The sequence below is a fragment of the Blautia acetigignens genome (assembly GCF_025566865.1).
GTDB classification, from domain to species: domain Bacteria; phylum Bacillota; class Clostridia; order Lachnospirales; family Lachnospiraceae; genus Blautia_A; species Blautia_A acetigignens.
This window is the reverse complement of record NZ_JAOQJM010000003.1, coordinates 106,542-126,131: the sequence shown is the minus strand read 5'-3', so window position 1 is coordinate 126,131 and position 19,590 is coordinate 106,542. Positions and strand designations below refer to the sequence as shown.

At 47.3% G+C, this 19,590-nt stretch carries 19 protein-coding genes; 2 read left to right on the top strand and 17 right to left on the bottom strand.

The window, feature by feature from the left end; translation table 11 throughout:
• Nucleotides 1–96 precede the first annotated feature (96 nt).
• The 8 genes from rny to spo0A form a co-directional block, all read right to left on the bottom strand.
• On the bottom strand, nucleotides 97–1,641 hold the full coding sequence (rny, locus tag OCV70_RS05785) for a ribonuclease Y (RefSeq protein ID WP_408610292.1): 1,545 nt from the start codon (nucleotides 1,639–1,641) through the stop codon (nucleotides 97–99).
• Nucleotides 1,642–1,934: 293 nt separating this feature from the next.
• The gene (locus OCV70_RS05780; RefSeq protein WP_117851589.1) at nucleotides 1,935–2,537 is read right to left on the bottom strand and encodes a site-specific integrase; all 603 of its coding nucleotides are present in this window, start codon (nucleotides 2,535–2,537) and stop codon (nucleotides 1,935–1,937) included.
• Between the two features lie 697 nt (nucleotides 2,538–3,234).
• A complete protein-coding gene (locus OCV70_RS05775; RefSeq protein WP_243000206.1) occupies nucleotides 3,235–3,738 on the bottom strand; it encodes a regulatory protein RecX in 504 nt (167 codons plus the stop codon).
• Nucleotides 3,739–4,815 (bottom strand): recombinase RecA, encoded by a 1,077-nt coding sequence (recA, locus tag OCV70_RS05770; protein ID WP_021924441.1) that lies wholly within the window; start codon nucleotides 4,813–4,815, stop codon nucleotides 3,739–3,741. It abuts the gene before it with no gap.
• Nucleotides 4,816–5,511: 696 nt separating this feature from the next.
• A complete protein-coding gene (locus tag OCV70_RS05765; RefSeq protein ID WP_021924442.1) occupies nucleotides 5,512–5,760 on the bottom strand; it encodes a spore coat protein in 249 nt (82 codons plus the stop codon).
• Nucleotides 5,761–5,772: 12 nt separating this feature from the next.
• Nucleotides 5,773–5,958 (bottom strand): hypothetical protein, encoded by a 186-nt coding sequence (locus OCV70_RS05760; RefSeq protein ID WP_195587497.1) that lies wholly within the window; start codon nucleotides 5,956–5,958, stop codon nucleotides 5,773–5,775.
• 240 nt (nucleotides 5,959–6,198) lie between these two features.
• Nucleotides 6,199–7,644, bottom strand: coding sequence for a glycogen synthase GlgA (gene glgA / locus OCV70_RS05755; RefSeq protein WP_021924444.1), 1,446 nt, complete (start codon nucleotides 7,642–7,644; stop codon nucleotides 6,199–6,201).
• A gap of 65 nt (nucleotides 7,645–7,709) precedes the next feature.
• Nucleotides 7,710–8,516 (bottom strand): sporulation transcription factor Spo0A, encoded by an 807-nt coding sequence (gene spo0A / locus OCV70_RS05750; RefSeq protein WP_021924445.1) that lies wholly within the window; start codon nucleotides 8,514–8,516, stop codon nucleotides 7,710–7,712.
• A 538-nt stretch (nucleotides 8,517–9,054) separates the two neighbouring features.
• Between spo0A and spoIVB the strand changes: the two genes are divergently transcribed.
• Nucleotides 9,055–10,269, top strand: a complete 1,215-nt coding sequence (spoIVB, locus tag OCV70_RS05745; protein WP_173766447.1) for a SpoIVB peptidase — start codon at nucleotides 9,055–9,057, stop codon at nucleotides 10,267–10,269.
• A 356-nt stretch (nucleotides 10,270–10,625) separates the two neighbouring features.
• Here the strand turns inward: spoIVB and recN are convergent, their stop codons facing one another.
• Together recN and argR are read right to left on the bottom strand one after the other, a co-directional pair.
• Nucleotides 10,626–12,308: a DNA repair protein RecN gene (recN, locus tag OCV70_RS05740; RefSeq protein WP_173766445.1), complete on the bottom strand. Its 1,683-nt coding sequence runs from the start codon at nucleotides 12,306–12,308 to the stop codon at nucleotides 10,626–10,628.
• Between the two features lie 174 nt (nucleotides 12,309–12,482).
• Nucleotides 12,483–12,938, bottom strand: a complete 456-nt coding sequence (gene argR, locus OCV70_RS05735) for an arginine repressor (RefSeq protein WP_021924449.1) — start codon at nucleotides 12,936–12,938, stop codon at nucleotides 12,483–12,485.
• On the opposite strand from argR, the gene OCV70_RS20110 reads away from it, so the two are divergent.
• The gene (locus OCV70_RS20110) at nucleotides 12,901–13,179 is read left to right on the top strand and encodes a DUF6783 domain-containing protein (protein ID WP_416795303.1); all 279 of its coding nucleotides are present in this window, start codon (nucleotides 12,901–12,903) and stop codon (nucleotides 13,177–13,179) included. The two genes, argR and OCV70_RS20110, sit on opposite strands and share 38 nt — an antisense overlap.
• Here OCV70_RS20110 and OCV70_RS05730 read toward each other — a convergent pair.
• From OCV70_RS05730 to nusB, 7 genes are read right to left on the bottom strand one after another with little or no spacing between them, the layout of a single operon-like run.
• On the bottom strand, nucleotides 13,070–13,948 hold the full coding sequence (locus tag OCV70_RS05730; protein WP_021924450.1) for an NAD(+)/NADH kinase: 879 nt from the start codon (nucleotides 13,946–13,948) through the stop codon (nucleotides 13,070–13,072). The genes OCV70_RS20110 and OCV70_RS05730 overlap by 110 nt on opposite strands.
• An 8-nt stretch (nucleotides 13,949–13,956) precedes the next feature.
• Nucleotides 13,957–14,784 carry a TlyA family RNA methyltransferase gene (locus OCV70_RS05725; RefSeq protein ID WP_117851578.1) on the bottom strand — a complete coding sequence of 276 codons (828 nt, stop codon included), beginning with the start codon at nucleotides 14,782–14,784 and terminating at the stop codon, nucleotides 13,957–13,959.
• Nucleotides 14,785–14,788: 4 nt separating this feature from the next.
• Entirely contained in the window at nucleotides 14,789–16,651 is a 1,863-nt protein-coding gene (dxs, locus tag OCV70_RS05720) for a 1-deoxy-D-xylulose-5-phosphate synthase (protein ID WP_195587499.1), read from the bottom strand.
• A gap of 13 nt (nucleotides 16,652–16,664) precedes the next feature.
• On the bottom strand, nucleotides 16,665–17,561 hold the full coding sequence (locus OCV70_RS05715) for a polyprenyl synthetase family protein (RefSeq protein ID WP_173766439.1): 897 nt from the start codon (nucleotides 17,559–17,561) through the stop codon (nucleotides 16,665–16,667).
• A complete protein-coding gene (gene xseB, locus OCV70_RS05710; protein ID WP_021924454.1) occupies nucleotides 17,545–17,769 on the bottom strand; it encodes an exodeoxyribonuclease VII small subunit in 225 nt (74 codons plus the stop codon). The genes OCV70_RS05715 and xseB overlap by 17 nt, the downstream gene beginning before the upstream one ends.
• Complete coding sequence (xseA, locus tag OCV70_RS05705) at nucleotides 17,762–18,976, bottom strand: exodeoxyribonuclease VII large subunit (protein WP_173766437.1); 1,215 nt, start codon at nucleotides 18,974–18,976, stop codon at nucleotides 17,762–17,764. The genes xseB and xseA overlap by 8 nt, the downstream gene beginning before the upstream one ends.
• Nucleotides 18,969–19,526 (bottom strand): transcription antitermination factor NusB, encoded by a 558-nt coding sequence (gene nusB / locus OCV70_RS05700; RefSeq protein WP_173766435.1) that lies wholly within the window; start codon nucleotides 19,524–19,526, stop codon nucleotides 18,969–18,971. The genes xseA and nusB overlap by 8 nt, the downstream gene beginning before the upstream one ends.
• Between the last annotated feature and the right edge of the window lie 64 nt (nucleotides 19,527–19,590).

The window sequence follows — 19,590 nt, the reverse complement described above, 5'->3', positions numbered from 1 at the left end:
CAGAATTTTCATAATAAAAAACCGCCTCCGCATTTCTCATATTTCATGAAAAATGCGGAAGCGGTCTCTTTGCTTTTTAATGTAAATTAACTCCGATTATTTGGCATAATCAACGGCTCTGCTCTCGCGGATCACATTGACCTTGATCTGGCCCGGATACTCAAGCTCAGCCTCAATCTGCTTCGCTATGTCTCTTGCGAGAAGTACCATCTCAGAATCGTTCACATGCTCAGGAACTACCATCACACGGATTTCTCTACCAGCCTGGATCGCAAAGGATTTCTCTACACCCTTGAACTGGTTTGTAATGTCCTCAAGCTGTTTCAGTCTGTTGGTATAAGTCTCCAGTGTCTCTCTTCTGGCACCTGGACGCGCTGCGGAAATCGCATCTGCAGCCTGTACGATGCAGGCGATAAGGCTCTCCGGCTCCACATCACCATGATGTGCTGCTACTGCATTAATAACAAGCGGGGTTTCCTTATACTTCTTGCAAAGGTTTACACCAATTTCAATGTGAGATCCTTCAACCTCATGATCAATAGACTTACCAATATCATGAAGCAAGCCTGCACGTTTCGCCATACGTACGTCTACGCCAATCTCTCCTGCAAGCAAGCCGGAAAGCTGCGCAACCTCGATGGAGTGCTTCAATGCATTCTGTCCATAGCTTGAACGGAATTTCATACGGCCAAGGAGTTTCAGAAGTTCTGGATGAATACCGTGAACACCAACATCCATAGCTGCATTCTCACCATCCTCACGGATCTGGTTTTCAACTTCCTTCTGCGCTTTCTCAACCATTTCTTCGATTCTGGCAGGATGGATACGTCCATCTACGATCAGCTTCTCAAGAGCTACTCGTGCCACCTCACGTCTGATAGGATCAAAGGATGAGAGGACAACTGCTTCAGGAGTATCGTCAATAATAAGATCTACACCTGTCAAAGTCTCCATGGTACGAATATTACGTCCCTCACGGCCGATAATACGTCCCTTCATCTCATCGCTTGGAAGCTGTACTACGGAAATAGTAGTTTCGGCAACGTGGTCTACCGCACATTTCTGAATGGCATTTACCACATACTCTTTGGCTTTTTTTCCTGCTTCTTCCTTCGCCTGATTCTCAAGTTCTTTGTAAAGCTTGGCAACATCAACCTTTACATCGTCTTCTACAGATCTGAGCAATTCTTCTTTTGCCTGTTCGGAGGTTAAACCGGAAACACGTTCCAGTTCCTGTACTCCTTTCAGCTCAAGCTCGTCTACTCTTCTTTCTTTCTTTTGCAATTCAGCAAATCTCGCTGTACACTCTGCTTCGCGCTTCTCAACTGCCTCAGCCTTCTTATCGACGGTTTCTTCCTTCGCTAAGACACGCTTCTCATATTTCTGCAGTTCGTTTCTACGTTCCTTGGTTTCCTTCTCCAGTTCATTTTTAGTGCGGAGAGATTCTTCCTTTACTTCCAATAAAGTTTCACGTTTCTTTGTTTCGGCCGCCTTTAAAGCTTCATCAATGATGCCTCTGGCCTTTTCTTCAGCTGACCCAATCGTTTCTGCGTCTTTCTTAACCTTATTATCCACAGAAACTTTACTAGTAATAGGAACCGCAATCAGTAGAGTGGCTACTACAGCGACAACTGCAACAATAATTGTTGTCACAGGAGCACCTCCTCAATATTTAGTTTTCATTGTGCAATCACAACAATACAAGTTTATCTTTTTTTTAGAATTATGTCAAGTTTTTCTACAGAAAAATGAAATTTATATTTCGTCAAGTTTCATCACAGCTCAAAAAGCCTATAAATCAAGGGTTTTCGCGGTTTGGATAAAAATTAATCTGTCGTCTATTTTCGTCTTTTTTCTTTCAAATGTCATAAAATTTGTCATAATTTTTGTCATAAAAAAGCCACCGCCCAATAAAAGGAAAGTGGCCTTGATTTTCAGATAATATTTTCTGCTTTTTTCATTTCATTCTGAATACGCTCATAGTCCGCATGATTGTAAATATCCATTGTCGTTGCAATGTCAGAATGTCCCATAATAACCTGTAACGCTTTTGGATCAATCCCAGCTTCGGCAAGACGTGTACAGGCTGTGTGTCTCAATATATGAGCTGTTATGTGCGGCAATAAAATAGGCTCCCTACATTCTCCTTCTGCTATCACACACTCTCGTTTATTATAGGTATTCACTATATTGATAAGTGGATGATCCAAACTCTGCGGCGTAAACTGCTTTCCCACAGAATTAATAAAAACAAAATTTCTTTTCCCCTCCAGGGACTTTTCCTTTGAACGTCTGCCAAGAATAAAATCAAGCTCCCTTTGCTTTATCAGGCTTTTTCGCGCCGTTTCTGTCAGTGGAATATCACGTTTGCTTGTCTCTGTTTTCAGTGGATGGATATAATACTTTTGACCTTCGCCCAGATTCTTATATATTAACTGCTGCCTTACATGTATCACACTCCCCTTTAAGTCAACATCTTCCCAACGCAGCCCACAAATTTCTCCAATACGCAGTCCTGTGGATAGTGCAAATACAATGACAGGATAATATCAAAGATTAATAAAGATTGTGCAATACAAACTAGACGAAATAAAACATTTTTCAAGAAATGAATATATATTGGGATGGGGAACGCCAGATGATATGATTTTACAGATTCCTAAAATTGCAGAAAAATATAATTACTCACTATCTTATAATTTCATGAAATGTTTTGTAAAATGGCTAAATACTAAAAATTAATTATTTAAATATCAATTATATTATTTTTATCTTTTTATTTCATTTTGTTCTAACCCATGCTATACTAACTATGTTGTCCACCCGATACCCGACAACGGGAGGAGGTGTAGTCCATATGGAAATCATCATTTCTTTTCTTGTCTACTATAAATAAACAAGAAGAAGCCCCCAGTATTCGCGGTACTGAGGGCTTCACTCTTTTTGTCCACATGGACTCATCATTTCTTTTGCCTAATGGCATTATAGCATATGCAAATCTTGAAATCAATATACCAACTTGCTTGAAATCCAAGAAAATTTCCGCTGTTTGTCATAAAAATGTCATAAAACTATATTTATTTGGTTTCTTTCATGTCTGGAAACGCTGTAAAATCAAGGCTTTCCAGTCCTTTCCATAGAAATATAACACTTTTCTACAGAAAAAGAGAATTTAAATTTCGTCAAGTTTCATCACATTCCCAAGAGCCCATAAAAATAAAAGATTTAAAACTCTCATTCTGACAAAAAGGAATTTCTCTCACAAGTAATGTGCATCTCATCCAGTACGTGGGAGATGTCTCCGTAGGAAAAGCCTCTGCGGAGCAAAAAGCCTTGAAGCCTTCGCATGGCTTTCTCATCCAATGCGGAGTCTGGCTGGCATTTCTTCTGGACAGTGGCGCGAAGGACGGCCAGCTCGTCGGGCTGTTCCACTTCGGCAGCTGCCTCCCAGGCTGCAAGGGCTGTGGCACGGTCAACTCCTTTACCAGAGAGCTCCTGGAGGATCTTCTGGCGGCTCTTGGTGCCCATCCGAAAGGAAATGTAGTTCTCGGCATACCGCAGGTCATTGAGATAGCCGTAGGAGCGCACATATTCCATGGCATCCTCTGTAGCTTCTGCTGAAAAGCCTGCCTGACGCAGCCGGTCAGACAGGCCTTTCTCTGTGCGGTCCATATGTTCTAAGAGAAGCATTGCCTTCCTTCTGGCATTCTTCTGCTCTTCAGATACAGACGCCATCATTTATTCCTCTTCTTCCTCAGGAGCATCAGCTGTCAATGCTGCTTCAGCAGTCTTCGTCTCCTGCTGTTCCTCTTCCTCACCTGGAAGCAGGTTATAATGAATGCGCACCTTGCGCTCAATCTCATCGCAGATCTCCGGGTGCTCCTTCAGGAACAGCTTGGCATTCTCACGGCCCTGGCCGATCTTATTGCCCTCGTAAGCGTACCATGCACCGCTCTTGTTCACAATGGAATTCTCAGCGGCAAGGTCAAGGATATCGCCTTCCTTAGAGATTCCAGTACCGAACATAATGTCAAATTCTGCCTGCTTAAATGGCGGAGCTACTTTATTCTTCACTACCTTGATTCTGGTGTGGTTACCAACCATCTCACCGCCCTGCTTCAGGGTCTCTACCCGGCGCACATCAAGACGCACGGAGGAGTAGAACTTCAGGGCACGTCCGCCGGTGGTGGTCTCCGGGTTACCGAACATAACGCCCACCTTCTCACGAAGCTGGTTGATAAAGATCACAACGCAGTTGGACTTGCTGATGATGGCAGTCAGCTTACGAAGTGCCTGGGACATCAGACGTGCCTGCAGGCCTACGTGGCTGTCTCCCATGTCTCCGTCGATCTCAGCCTTTGGAACCAGGGCTGCAACAGAGTCCACGATGATAATGTCAACAGCACCGGAACGCACCATGGTCTCTGCGATCTCAAGTGCCTGCTCGCCATTATCCGGCTGGGAAATATAAAGGTTGTCAATGTCTACGCCGATATTCTTGGCATATACAGGATCCAGGGCATGCTCCGCATCAATGAAGCCTGCGATTCCGCCGCGCTTCTGCACCTCAGCTACCATGTGAAGGGCAACTGTGGTCTTACCGCTGGACTCTGGTCCATAAATCTCTACAATACGTCCCTTGGGCACACCGCCTACGCCAAGAGCAATGTCAAGGCTTAAGGAACCTGTGGGAACGGTCTCTACCTGCATGTTGGCACTGGATTCTCCCAGCTTCATGACAGAGCCCTTGCCATACTGCTTCTCAATCTGTCCCAGCGCTGCTTCCAGGGCTTTTCTCTTCTCTTCATTTATCATGATCTCAATTCTCCTGTTCTTAATAATCAGTACAGTCCCAGATGCTGTAACCATTAAACGGACTGTATAAATATCTCTTTTTCAAAAATACGAACCTATGTTCGTTTCTTTCTGTAGTACATAGTATCTTAAATCCATTCTCTTGTCAAGCGTTTCCGTAAATTTCTGTCCGTTATTTTCCCCCTTGGTTACTGTTCACTCCGTGCCCAGTAACACGCTTCGCGCCGCAATCCTCGGGTTTTCTGTGAACTTTGTTCACAAAAAACACCTCGCGGAATATTACCTATGAACAGTAGCCCCCCTTTCGCCTGCCAGCTTCAGGCACTTGACCCCACTTCGCCATGTGCCTAAATCATGCACTGCTAAAATACGGACCTTACCGCCTGCCAAACACTTACGTAATTCAATTATCAATCTCTTCCCCTGTTGGAATCTTCCCGGAATTCGGGTGTGAACTTCTTATGTATGCCGGAATCTGTACACATTTTCCCAAATCATGTACCAGACTTCCTGTATTTCTGAAATGATTCTGCGCGGCCTGATTGCCGCCTTGCCTGTCAGTAACTCTACTATATAGCAAAGTATCCGGAATTACAAGAGTTTTTTCCTCCGTAATCCCGGATACATAACCGTTTGGTGAGCTTTCCTCATAAACGGATGCGTCATCTGTGATTCACATCACAACAGTTCCCTTTTTCAACCACGCTCCAGAACACTTCTCACATGATCTACTTCTTCCCTTGCAGCCTGCGCCGCCGGCACGTAATAGCCTCTTGCGCGAGCGATCTGGTAAATCTCCTCCTGGGACATCTCACACTGGTTTCTCATCTGCTTCAGAGTCTGTTTCAGCTGGGGATTCTCGGTCTGCGGGATCATTTCCCCGTAGCGGGTCAGCTCGCCGTTGATTCCCGCAAGGGTATCTGCTACCATTACTTTCTCATTCATGTGTGCCACCTCCTACTGTAAATACTGCATCAGCTGGTTTTTGTAGTCTGCCGCGGACTGGGCAGACTTCTGGAAAAACTGCTTTACCTGAGCGTCTGTCGCCTGTCTGGCATACTCATCCATTTTACAGTGGGTGGTGTCAAAGCCACCGATCAGGTGTCTTAAATTCTGCAGATCCAGTTCTGAAATCTCGTTCATATACTCCGCCTCCTGTTCATGATTTTCTCAATGCCCGGCAGGCAAGGTAAAACCAAAGCCATAAATTGCCCATGTAAGTACAGTTCCTTCATGACCTTTTCCCAAACCCTTATAAACAAAATACAGGAGAAAATCCATTCTCCTGTATCCTGAGCCGGACACCTTACAAAAGGTAATATGTCCGATTTTTCATCTTATTATGTACCGGATCTGCTTCCAGAAATTTCATTGGTACAGATTTTATTCTCCGATGAGCCAGTTGTACATCTCTTCGTACTGACGTGCGGAATTACCCCATGAGAAGTCTTTTGCCATTGCACGATCCACCATCTTATTCCATTCGCGCTTCTTATCATAGAAAATACGCTCTGCATAGCGGATTGTAGTAAGCATCTCATGTGCATTATAATTGCTGAAGGAAAAGCCGGTTCCGGTTCCCTCAAACTCATTATACGGCTCTACAGTATCCTTCAGACCGCCTGTCTCTCTGACGATTGGAAGTGTTCCGTAACGAAGGCTCATCAGCTGGCTTAAGCCGCATGGCTCAAACAGAGACGGCATCAGGAACGCATCGGAAGCTGCATAGATTCTGTGGGACATGCTCTCATCATAATAAATCTGTGCAGATACCTTGCCATGATACTTCCAGTCAAAGTGACGGAACATATTCTCATAACGCTCATCACCTGTACCAAGTGCCACGATCTGTACGGAATCCTGGCAAAGCTCATCCATAATATAGGCGATCAGGTCAAATCCCTTCTGGTCTGTCAGACGGGAAACGATACCGATCATCATGGCCTTCGGATCTTCCTCAAGGCCTAAATCCCTCTGAAGCTGGATCTTGTTCTTCACTTTCTCCTTGCGGAAGGTAGCTGCATTGTAGCATGCAGTCAGATTGCGGTCTGTCTCCGGGTTAAAATCTGTGTAGTCAATACCGTTTACAATACCTCTAAGGCTGTTGGAACGTGCGCGGAGCAGTCCGTCCAGTCCCTCGCCGTAGAACGGTGTCTTGATCTCATCTGCGTAGGTATTGCTTACAGTGGTAACCGCATCCGCAAATACGATACCGCCTTTGAGGAAATTGCCGTCCTTGTATGCCTCAAGCTTATCCGGTGTAAAGTAATAATCGGAAAGTCCGGTAATCTCCTTGATGGTCTTCACATCATACACGCCCTGGAATTTCAGATTGTGGATGGTCATAATGGTCTTGATTCCCCAGAAGAACTGATTCTGCTGGAAGCTGTCATGGAGGTAAACAGGAACAAGGCCTGTCTGCCAGTCATGGCAGTGGATAATATCAGGACGGAAGCCGATCACCGGAAGTACGGAGAGCACTGCCTTGGAGAAGAATGCGAATTTCTCCAGATCCCACGGAGCGCTGTCATACGGCTTCGGGCCGCTGAAATAATATTCATTATCTATAAAGTAGAACTGGATACCGTCATATTCCATCTGTAGAACACCTACATAGCAGTTCTTGTAGCCCAGATCCATGTAGAAGTGTGTGACATATTCCATTTTGTCCTTCCACTCCTGTTTCATGCAGGCATATTTCGGTAAAATTACGCGAATGTCAAAATAGCGTTTATCAAAGCATTTCGGAAGTGAGCCAGCAACGTCAGCTAATCCCCCGGTTTTAATAAAAGGCACTGCTTCTGATGTTGCAAAAAGAATTCTTTTCATTCAAAAAACCCTCCTTAGTAATAGCAAATAGCTTCTTATAGATTACATTATACCCTATTTTCCTCCTATTGGAAAGAACGATTTTTATATTCCAGCCGGATTTTATCCGCAATCAGGGCAATAAATTCAGAATTAGTAGGTTTTCCCTTCCCATTACTTACTGTGTAGCCAAATAACTGGTCAATGGTGTCCATTTTTCCCCGGCTCCAGGCTACCTCGATGGCGTGGCGGATGGCACGCTCCACACGGCTTGGGGTGGTCTGGTGACGCTTGGCTATGGTGGGATAGAGAATTTTGGTAATGGAGTTCAGCATTTCCATATCATTTACGGATAAAATAATGGCATCCCGCAGATACTGATAGCCTTTGATATGGGCGGGAACTCCGATCTCATGTATAATGTCCGTCACGTCCGTTTCCAGATTTCCGGGATTGTATGTACCTTCCTCTTCTCTTTTTCTGGGGCGGTTCACTTCCTTCATCCGGCGTTCTCCAGCCCGGCGGATGTGCTTGATCCGGTTCAGAAGCATTTTGTTGTCAAAGGGCTTCAGCATAAAATAGTCCGCCCCAAGATCAAAAGCATCCTCTGTGATCCGTTCCTGTCCCACAGCAGAAACTACGATAAAAGAGGGAACCTTTTTCAGATTGTCGTCATGACTTAACCGTTCCATTACAGAAAGCCCGTCCAGCTTGGGCATGATAATATCCAGAACAACCACGTCCGGCTGCTTTTCTTTTATAATATTACAGATTTCTTCTCCGTTATGTGCTTTTCCAACCAGCTTCAGATCCTCGTCCTGATCAATGATCCTGCTTAGTACTTCCACCATTTTCTCATTGTCGTCTGCGATTGCCACATTCAATTTTTCCATGAGGCTATTCTCCTCCTATTTCGAAAATCCTCCAACAGGCTTCTGTCGGAGATATATTGATGCCGGGGTAAAAAGTCACTTTCTACCAGTCCGGCATCCTATGATTGCTTGTACAAAACATCTGGGCCCTGTTTGCTCTTGCACATTTTTCAGAAAAATTTTCCTTTGCTGTAACAACGTCTATTATAGTGGAACAGCCATGGGGAAATCAAGCCGAAACTGCCGATTTTACTGGATTTTCGTTCGATTTGTTTCGAGGTTTTTTGCTCATTTTCCAGACAGAAAAAAGGCATTTTCCCAATTAAATTTTATAATGTGACAGCATTCCCCACAGTGTCTCATTTTAACCTTTGTTTGTCATTTTTCGCATTTTATGATTGAAAGAAATGGAATCCGTTCATAAAAATACAAGACTGAAATTATGATTTTCCCACATACTAAAAAAGAATCGAAGAAGCAGATATCAAGTTAAGGACAAAAGACCTTTTGACCCTAACTTCATTTGATCTGACAAACAAAAGAAAAGGATGTGACAGACATGAACCAGAAACGAAAATACAGACATTTTATCCTGTTTTGTCTGGTCCTGGATCTTCTTGCAGTGGTATTTCTCGGCTATCGTTATCTGGACCGGAAAATTCCGGATGAAATCCACATTGACAGAAATTCGGGACTGGATTTTTCCAGTCTTTCCGGGATCCCTTTTGTTTCTTTCGGGGATACCATTACGGTGTCGGGAGAAGGAAGCTATCAGCTGCCCTGCACGCTTTTGGGGAAAATACATTTTAAGGATATCAAAGTGACACCCACGGAGGCGGACAGCATTCTGGTCAGCGGGAGCAGCGTGGGAATTTACATGGAAACCTCGGGCGTGCTGGTGATCGACACCGGGGAAATTCTTTCCAGCGACGGACAGATTCAGGATCCTGCGAAAAATCTTCTGAAGCCTGGTGACTATATTGTTGCCCTGAACCAGCAGAAAATATCCTGCAAGCAGGACCTGATCGACGATCTGAAGGATCTGGACGGCAGCGCGGTTACGGTGAGTATCCGAAGGGAAAACAGCCTGGTTCCGGTGTCTCTCACGCCTGTGCAGGATTCTTCGGGCAAATACAAGCTCGGCATCTGGGTACGGGATGATACCCAGGGAATCGGAACTTTGACTTTTGTTACAGAGAATGGAAAATTCGGTGCACTGGGACATGGGATCAGTGATGTGGATACCGGGAATCTTCTTTCTATTAAGGGCGGAAAGCTTTACTGCGCGCAGATTCTCGGAGTGCAAAAAGGTGCCAAGGGAAAGCCCGGAGAGCTTTCTGGGCTGATACGGTATCGGAATGATAATGTGATCGGGACAATTAACTCTAATATTGAGAATGGAATTTATGGAAATTTTACGGGGAATTTCGGCAGTGATTCCCAGCAGTCAATCGCTTTGAGAAAAATGAAAATCGGATACAAGCAGGAACTTCAAGTCGGTCCTGCCTCTATCCTGTGCAACGTAGGTGACGGCGTGAAGGAATATGACGCCAAAATCACCCGAATCGATATGAACCACGAGGACTCCAACAAAAGCTTCGTAATCCAGGTAACAGACCCTGAGCTTATCGACACCACCGGCGGCATCGTCCAGGGAATGTCCGGCAGCCCGGTGCTGCAAAACGGCAAGGTAGTGGGCGCCATCACACACGTTTTCGTTCAGGATGCGGCAAGCGGATATGGGATTTTTATTGAAAATATGCTGGACACATAAATGCTCAAAAAAACAGTAAAAGCCCGCCAGCCCGAAGTTTGTTTCGCACACTCCAGGCTGGCGGGCCTAATTTCATAGGAACCTTATTCCATTATCTTTTTACAGAATGGACATAAACCACTCCACGGTCTTCGGATCGTAATGGGAGAAGAACAGGCTCTCGCCGCCGTCCAGGATGGCTACCCAGACCGGGTTAACATCCCGCTGACAGACGAAGAAGCACATGTAACCTTTTATGTCATAAAAAGAGAAACCGACCGCTGCAAAAATTCTTCTGAAAAATAAGTAAAAAAATAGAGATACCTGCATTTTGCAAGTATCTCTGTCTGTTCCAATATGAAAAGAGTTCTGTATTTCTACAGACCTGCCTTGCACTCTCCTGCCAGCTTTTTCATCTCTCTTGCGTTCTCGAGGACGGCGTCGGTGATCTGGGCGCCGCCTAACAGGCGGGCCAGTTCGCGGATGGAGGACTCCTGGTCCAGGGTATGTATCTGGGTGGTGGTCTTGGTGCCTTCTACCTGCTTCTCGATTTCGAAATGGGAATCTGCCATGGCTGCGATCTGGGGCAGGTGGGTGATGCAGAGCACCTGATGGTGGTGGCCAATCACTGCCATTTTCTCGGATACCTTCTGGGCGGTGCGGCCGCTGATTCCGGTGTCGATCTCATCGAAGATCAGAGTCTCAATCTGGTCACGGTCGGCAAGGATTGCCTTCAACGCCAGCATGATTCTGGAAAGCTCACCGCCGGATACGATCTTGCCAAGAGGCTTCAAGGTCTCCCCTGGGTTGGTAGAAATCTCATACTGAATCTCATCGAAACCGTTGTCTGTGAAGCTGCTTCTTCTGGCAAAGGTGATGGCAAACTGCACATCCAGGAAATTCAAATCTTTCAGGCCCTGGATCACCTTTTCCTCCAACTGATGGCTGTATTCCCTTCGCACTTCAGAAAGACGGCCGCAGGCTGCTTCCAGCTTCTTCTCGGCCTTAACTAATTCCGCCTTGGCTGCCTCAAAAATTTCCTCATATTTCTGAAGCTTCGTCAGCTTCTCCTGCTGCTTTTTCTGGTATTCCTGGATTTCCTCGATCCGCTGTCCGTATTTTGCTTTTAGGCCATTGATCAGATCCAGACGGCGCTCTGTCTCATAAAAAACAGATTCGTCAAAAGTCATATCATCCATATAAGAGGACAGTTCCCTGTTAAAGTCGTTGAGAAGCCCGTCCACCTCGCTTAAAGTCTGGGAAAGGGATTCCAGCTGATCATCATACTCCGTCACTCTGGAAAGCTCACGAAGAGCCTCTCCCACAGCTTCTCCCGCTCCCTGACCGTCATACCCGGTAAGGGCGTGGGCACTCTGGAGGGAATCGATAATTCTCCGTCCATTGGAAAGCTTCCGGTACTGCTTCTCCAGTTCCTCATCTTCCCCCGGAACCAGGGCTGCTTTCTCGATCTCATTAATCTCAAATTCCAGAAAAGCCATCTCCCGGTTCTTCTGCTCCTCGTCCATATCAAGGGATTTCAACTCTGCCTGGCACTTCCGGTATTCCTGATAGGCTTCCTTCACCTTTTCTTTTTCCGGGAAAATCCTCTCACGGCCGTAGGCATCCAGAATCTCCAGCTGCTTCTCCTCGTAAAGAAGGGACTGGTGCTCATGCTGTCCGTGAATGTCAAGAAGACATGCCGCTGCAGCCTTCATCTGGCTTACCGTACTTGTCTCCCCATTTATCTTATTGATGCTCCTGCCGTCCATGATCTTCCGGGACATCAATACCTGTCCGTCCTCCGGGTAAATATCCAGTGCGGCAAGCGCCTCCTTTGCTTTCGTATTCTCCACCTGGAACAAAAGCTCCACCAGCGCATAGGGAGCATTTTCCCTGATCATGCTTCTGGATGTCTTTCCTCCCAGGATCAGCTGCATGGAACCAAGAAGAATGGACTTACCAGCACCGGTCTCACCAGTGAGGATATTAAGTCCAGGCCCGAATTCCACTTCAATTTCATCTATGAGTGCAAGGTTTTTTACGTGTAAATGTACTAACAAAGCTGACCTCCTTACGATTCGCTCATATTATGCTGCCAAAGCCAAACCCTCAAAAACAATCGGCGGCAGCTGTTTCAGATAATGCTTTTTTCAGACAACAATCGAGCAGGAAATTCCTGCCCGATTTATTTTTTGCGGAAACGTTCCAAACTCTTTTGACCAAATCGTCCCTTTTTATCTTCTGTTCAAAATACCGCCAAGCTTCTCCATAACGCCTTCGGCCAGCTCGGTGCTTTTGCAGGCGCACATGATGGTGTCATCTCCTGCGATGCAGCCCAGGATTTCCGGCCACTTCAGGGCATCCAGGGCAGTGGCAACTCCCATTGCCATTCCGGTAACGGTCTTGATCACCACAAGATTCTGTCCCACGTCAATGGAGACAATGGCATCGTTAAGCACCCTTGTGTACTGGTCTCCCAGTCCTGGCTGTGTGTCCTGCAGGATCGCATAACGGGATTTCCCGTCCTTTCCTGCAACCTTGGTCATTTTCAGGGCACGGATATCCCGTGAAACCGTTGCCTGTGTCACCTTAAAACCGGCTTCATTTAATCTGGCTGCAAGCTCTTCCTGTGTATCTATGTCATATTCCTGAATCAGTTCGATAATCTTTTCATGTCTTGCTAATTTCACGTCTCAACCTCCCTGCAGATATCCGTCCAATTCTCAGATGATCTGCAATTGTCTCAAAATGATATCCGTTCTGCCATATACCGCAAAGTGGGGCGTGCAGATTGCGGGAATGATTTTGGGGCACACTCTGATCAGCTGTCCCTCATCTTCTGGCGCAGCACCTCAACAAAACTCAGGTGATTCAGCTTCAGAATCCTGGTCTTCACCTCAGCCTTGCGGATCACGATCCTGTCTCCTGTGATCATGGGAATCTCGGAATCCCCATCAAAAGATGCCAGTCCTTTCTCGCAGTCATTGTGGCGTCCCTCGCCCATCTCCACTGTGATCACATCCTCCGCCGGAAAAACAATGCTTCTGGTGTTCAGGGTGTGGGGTGCAATGGGCGTCATAATGGTCATCTCCCCGCTTGGGGAAACAATGGGACCGCCTACAGAAAGGCTGTATCCTGTGGAGCCTGTAGGTGTGGAAATAATAATGCCGTCTGCGTTGTAGGAATTCAGATACTCATCATTGACGAAGTTCTTGAACCTTACCACACGAAGAGAGCCTTCCCTGGAAATAACAATGTCATTTAAGGCAATGTCTTCCCCGATGGCTTCCCCATTCCGGTATACCGTACCAGACAGCATCATCCGCTCCTCCACCTCATAAATATCTGCGATCAGTTTATCCAGTGCCTGGTATACAGACTGCCGGTCCACCTCTGCCAGAAAGCCAAGATGGCCCAGGTTCACACCCAGAAGAGGAATCTGGCTGCGCTTCTCATCATGGGCTGCCTGAATATCCCTGGCGGCCTGCAGAAGAGTTCCGTCACCGCCAAGCACAATAATACACTGTGTTTCCTCCGGGATTTTCCTGGGGTCTGTATAGTGGAACGGACCTTCCTCCTGCCGTCCGGCAAGCTGCACTTCACAGTGTTCGCCCCGTTTTCCAAGGTAATCTACCACATGATCGGTAAATTCCAGATTATTATCTTTTTCACTGTTGGTTATAATATAAAAGTTATTCATAACTGGTTTTAGTTCGCTGCTCCCGGTTTGTCCAGTGCTCCGTGAGCCTGTGCGACCACATCCTCCACCTTCACAGTCAGGCTGTCCGGAACCTGGGTTCCTTCCGGTCTTTTCTTCAGATGAAGAAGGTATTCAATATTTCCCTCCGGTCCCTTGATCGGGGAAAAAGAAAGGTGACATGGCTCAAGGGCAATGCTCATGGCGTAATCCCTTACCTTCTCGATGACTTCCTCATGAACGGCAGGGTCGCGGACAACCCCTTTTTTGCCAACCTTTTCCCTGCCAGCCTCAAACTGGGGCTTGATCAGGCAGACGATCTCGCCGTCCTCGGTAAGCAGATTTCTCACAGGGAGCAGTACCTTGGTCAGGGAGATAAAGGAAACGTCGATGGAGGAAAAAGCAGGTCTTTCCTGAATGTCCTCCGGCACTACGTAACGGATGTTTGTTTTCTCCATGCAGATCACTCTTGGGTCATTGCGAAGCTTCCAGTCTAACTGTCCGTATCCCACATCAATAGAATACACCTTGACGCCGCCGTTCTGGAGCATGCAGTCTGTAAAGCCGCCGGTGGATGCACCAACGTCCATACAGACCTTGCCGGACAGGCTCACATCAAATTCGTTCATGGCCTTCTCAAGCTTCAGACCGCCGCGGCTGACATAGGGAAGGGTATTGCCCCTGACCTCTACCTTTACGGTATCTGCAAACATGGAGCCTGCTTTATCTTCTTTCTGGCCGTCCACATAAACCTGTCCGGCCATAATGTATGCTTTTGCTTTTTCTCTGGAAGGTGCAAGAGCGCGTTCCACAAGCATCATATCCAATCTTTTCTTCATTCTCTTATTCCTTCCGGTAATTCTTAATTCTTTCGGTAATGGCAAACGGACAAAGCCCAAGCTGCTTTCTCAGGCTGTCAACGCCGCCGTGGGCAACAAAACGATCCGGGATTGCCACTGGCAGCACATGGCAGTCTGGATGGTGTTCTTCCATATAGCTGCATACATGTTCCCCGAATCCGCCGTTTTGCACATTCTCCTCTACGGTTACGATCAGATCATGGTTCTTCGCCAGCTGATCCAAAAGCTCTGTGTCCATAGGCTTCACAAACCGCACGTTCACAAAGGTCGGATCACTGCCTGCGTTTCTGAGATTCTCGCAGACCTTCTGACAGACCTCCACCATGCTTCCAATGGCCAGAACCGCGATCTGGCTTCCATTTCTTAAAACCTCGCTTTTGCCAAGGCAGATGGGAGCCTGATGCTCCTTCATTCCCTGGTACGCATTTCCTCTTGGATAGCGGATTGCCACCGGGCCTTCGGCCTTCACTGCAAAATGCAGCATTTCCCTTAACTCCCAGTCGTTCTTTGGCGCCATGACCGTCATTCCCGGCATCATGCCAAGATAGGAAATATCAAAATTCCCCTGATGGGTCTCTCCATCAGCCCCTACCAGTCCCGCTCTGTCCACTGCGAAAATCACATGGAGCTTCTGCATGCACACATCATGAAGCATCTGATCTACAGCGCGCTGCAAAAAGGAGGAATAAATTGCCACAACCGGAACCACGCCCCCAAGGGCAAGTCCTGCGGCAAAGGAAACCGCATGCTCCTCCGCAATTCCCACATCAAAGAAACGGTCCGGATACCTCTGGGAAAACTTCTTAAGCCCGGTTCCTCCCGGCATGGCTGCTGTGATGGCAGCCAGTTTCTTCTCTTCCTCTGCCTCCTGGCAAAGCGCCTCAGAAAACACATCTGTATATCCCGGACAGGACTTCTGCTCCGTAGGTCTGCCTGTCTTCAAATCAAAAGGCCCGATTCCGTGGAACATATCCGGATTGCGTCTGGCCGGCTCATAGCCCCGGCCTTTTTCTGTAAGCACATGAACCACAACCGGTCCTTTCACACGCTTGGCTTCATTGAAAAGACGCATCATCTGGCGCATATTGTGCCCGTCTACAGGTCCTAAATAGGTAAGGCCCATATTCTCAAAAAGCATTCCCGGGATAAACAACTGCTTGATGCTGCTTTTGGTTCTTCGCACGGCATCCACCATGGCAGTTCCCACATGTGGAATCTTCTTCACAGCCTTGTTAACGCTCATTTTCATTCCGGTGTACGCCTCTGCGGTACGGATGGCGCTAAGATAGTGGGACATTCCGCCTACATTGGGGGAAATGGACATATTGTTATCATTCAGGATAATGATAAAGTTCGTCTCCAGCTCCGCTGCGTTATTAAGGGCTTCATATGCCATTCCGCCGGTAAGGGCTCCGTCTCCGATCACAGAAACCACATGGTATTTCTCACCCAGAATATCCCTGGCTCTCACATAGCCGAGGCCTGCGGAAATGGAATCTGAGCTGTGCCCTGCATCAAAGGAATCACAGCTGCTCTCTCCACGCTTTGGAAAACCGCTTAAGCCGCCTTCCTTGCGCAGAGTCTCAAATTCGTCCTTGCGGCCAGTGAGGATCTTGTGAGTGTAAGCCTGGTGCCCCACATCCCAGATCAGCTTGTCATCTGGAAAATCCAGTACATTATGCAGTGCCAGTGTAAGCTCTACCACGCCAAGATTGGATGCCAGATGTCCTCCTGTCCTGCTGACGGATTCAATCAAAAAGCTTCGTATTTCATCAGCCAGCTGCGGAAATTCCGCCAGAGGAATCTTGTGAATATCGTTGGGCTTTTTTATTTTCTCCAGAATCATTTGTATCCTTCTTTCACTTCCTGCGTCCCACCAGCTCCTTCACCAGGGTAAACAGGAATTCATTTTTCTTATTCAGCCCTTCCAGAAGCTTCACCGCTTCCTCTGACAGCTCTGCCACCTGCTGTGACGCCTTCTCGATTCCCATCAGGGTCACGTAAGTGGTCTTATGGTTCTTCTCATCGCTGTGGATAGGCTTTCCAAGCTCCTCGGCAGTGCTTGTCACATCCAGGATATCGTCCTGGATCTGAAATGCAAGTCCAATTCCGGAAGCTGCCTTTTCCACCACAGCCACTTCTTCTGCTGAAGCGCCGCCAAGAATGGCGCCTGCCATCATGGATCCTTCGATCAGGGCAGAAGTTTTGTTCTCGTAAATATAGTTGATCATTTCACGGCTCATAGGCTTGCCGTCATTTTCCACGTCCACGCTCTGGCCGCCCAGCATTCCGTAAAGTCCGGTCTTGTGGGACATTACCTTCAGCGCGTTGATCACACGCGCTCTGGCCTTCTCGTCCTCAGCCAGATCAAAAGCGGTCAGCATCACCTCATAGGCATAGTTCAGAAGTGCCACGCCGCTTAAAACGCCCATTGCTTCCCCGTAAACCTTGTGGGTGGTCAGACGCCCCCTGCGGTAATCGTCATTGTCAAGAGCAGGCAGGTCATCATGGACCAGGGAATGGGTGTGGATCATCTCCATAGCCGCCATAAAAGGATAAGCCAGCTTGTCCTCACCGCCAAACATTCTGCAGGTCTCCAGGATCAGCATAGGGCGAAGACGCTTGCCTCCTGCCAGTACACTGTAATTCATGGCCTGTGCCATAGTTTTGGCAAAGCCCTCCTCCCTAGGAAGATAGGACTTTAACACAGCTTCGATCTCTTCTGTTCTTTTCTTTAATTCATCTTGAAAATTCACCAAGGCTACCATCCTCATTCATCTGAAGCATTTTCTTTTCCACAGTGTCAAGTTTGTCATTGCAAAATTTCAGAAGCCCCATTCCCTGCTTGTAAAGCCGGAAGGAATCCTCCAGAGAGGTCTCACGGTCTTCCAGCTTGTCAGCCAGAACATCCAGCTCTGAAAATGCCTCCTCCAGAGTTTTCTCTTCTTTTTGGTTCTCAGCCATCGTCCCGCTCCTCCTTTCTTGTATCCTGAACAGCGGCACGGATGGTGCCGTCTGTCACATAAACCAGCAGACTATCCCCTTGTTTTACCTGGGAAACAGATGTGACGGTCTTTCCCTTCTCATCTGAAACATAGGAGTAGCCCTGATTCAGCTTGCGAAGTGGGGAAAGTCCGTAAAACCGTTCCAGATACAGAGACAGTCTGTGTCTTTTATCCTTTATCTTCTGTTCCATAGCAGAGGAAATCCGCTCCTGCATGTCCGCCGCATACTGCTGTTGGTCTCTTAACCTGCTCTCCGGATTCAGGTACTGAAGGCGTGTCTGGTAACGCTCCACCTTCGCCCGGTTCACATCGATCCGGTTCCATATAGCACGTTCGATTCGCTCCTGGTAGCCCTGCATGGCATCCAGAAAGCTTCTGCAGTCAAAATAAGCAAGTTCAGCCGCTGCTGACGGAGTGGGTGCACGAAGATCCGCCACAAAATCCGAAATGGTAAAATCGGTCTCGTGACCCACTGCGGAGATCACTGGCGTACGGCATTCAAAGATTGCCCTTGCCACCTCTTCCTCATTAAAAGCCCACAAGTCCTCAATGGAACCGCCGCCCCGGCCTACAATGATCACATCCACGCCGGCTTCATCCAGCATCTGGATTCCCTTTACAATACTGGCAGCCGCCCCCTCCCCCTGCACAAGTGCAGGATAAAGAATAGTCTGGACAAATGGATTGCGCCGGGTGGAAACATTGGCAATGTCCCGGATGGCTGCACCTGTAGGGGAAGTAACCACTCCCACCCTGCTGGCAAATTCCGGAATAGGCTGCTTGTATTCCTGTGCAAACATGCCCATATCTTCTAACTCCTGCTTCAGGGCAAGAAAACGCTCATAGAGGGCACCAGCCCCTTCCAGGGTAATCTCCCTGGCATAAAACTGGTAGCGTCCGTCTCTCTCATACACATCCACTCTGCCGCCTGCCACAACCTTGTCCCCATCTTTCATGCGGAAGGCCAGTCCCTTACGGGAGCCTGCGAACATAACACAGCTTAAGGTGCCGCTTTCGTCCTTCAGGGAAAAATAGATGTGGCCGCTTGTGTGGTATTTGCAGTTGGATACCTCGCCTTTTACATAAATATTCTGTAAAAAATAGTCCTGGGTAAACATGTTCTTTACATAACGGTTTACCTGCGCTACAGAATATACATTATTCATTCTTATTTTCCGGTGCCTTGGATCTCACATTGGAGTTCACGACAACGATGGTCTTGGACGGATCCTTCACCTTGAAGCCGGACTTCGGTCTTGCAGGGGATTTCTCCTGGGATTTAGCTGGGGATTTCTTTGCAGCAACCTTCTTATCCGGATTGGCGATCTTGCCAAGGATACCGTTTACGAATGCGCCAGACTCCTCGGAGCCGAAGCATTTGGCCAGCTCTACTGCCTCATTGATGGCAACTCCTACAGGCACTTCTTCTTTCTCATATTCCAGCTCATAGACAGCCAGACGAAGCACGGTAAGGTCTACGCGGTTCATACGGCTGGTCTTCCATCCCATGCTGATGCCGTTTAACTTGGCATCCAGCTCATCGGTATGGTTCATAATGCTCATATATTTTTTGCTGATGTATTCCTTATCCTTCTCTTCCAGATTCTCAATATCAGCAAAGTATAAAGCAAGCTGCTCTTCCATCTCTTTCTGTGAATTGAATTCGCTCATAAAAAGCAGCTTGAAAATGTGTTCTCTCTGTTCCCTTCTTCTCATGGTTCCTCCTATTTATGACTCCCGGATAATTACAGGGTAATGTCTGCTGACGCAGACATTTTTA

Coding starts and splice junctions, on each gene's coding strand:
- xseB (WP_021924454.1), bottom strand. CDS start 17,769: ATGGCTGAGAACCAAAAAGAAGAGAAAACTCTGGAGGAGGCATTTTCA.
- OCV70_RS05730 (WP_021924450.1), bottom strand. CDS start 13,948: ATGAATAACTTTTATATTATAACCAACAGTGAAAAAGATAATAATCTG.
- recA (WP_021924441.1), bottom strand. CDS start 4,815: ATGATAAATGAAGAGAAGAGAAAAGCCCTGGAAGCAGCGCTGGGACAG.
- dxs (WP_195587499.1), bottom strand. CDS start 16,651: ATGATTCTGGAGAAAATAAAAAAGCCCAACGATATTCACAAGATTCCT.
- spoIVB (WP_173766447.1), top strand. CDS start 9,055: ATGAACCAGAAACGAAAATACAGACATTTTATCCTGTTTTGTCTGGTC.
- OCV70_RS05765 (WP_021924442.1), bottom strand. CDS start 5,760: ATGAATGAGAAAGTAATGGTAGCAGATACCCTTGCGGGAATCAACGGC.
- OCV70_RS05760 (WP_195587497.1), bottom strand. CDS start 5,958: ATGAACGAGATTTCAGAACTGGATCTGCAGAATTTAAGACACCTGATC.
- OCV70_RS05725 (WP_117851578.1), bottom strand. CDS start 14,784: ATGAAGAAAAGATTGGATATGATGCTTGTGGAACGCGCTCTTGCACCT.
- nusB (WP_173766435.1), bottom strand. CDS start 19,526: ATGAGAAGAAGGGAACAGAGAGAACACATTTTCAAGCTGCTTTTTATG.
- xseA (WP_173766437.1), bottom strand. CDS start 18,976: ATGAATAATGTATATTCTGTAGCGCAGGTAAACCGTTATGTAAAGAAC.
- glgA (WP_021924444.1), bottom strand. CDS start 7,644: ATGAAAAGAATTCTTTTTGCAACATCAGAAGCAGTGCCTTTTATTAAA.
- OCV70_RS05775 (WP_243000206.1), bottom strand. CDS start 3,738: ATGATGGCGTCTGTATCTGAAGAGCAGAAGAATGCCAGAAGGAAGGCA.
- spo0A (WP_021924445.1), bottom strand. CDS start 8,516: ATGGAAAAATTGAATGTGGCAATCGCAGACGACAATGAGAAAATGGTG.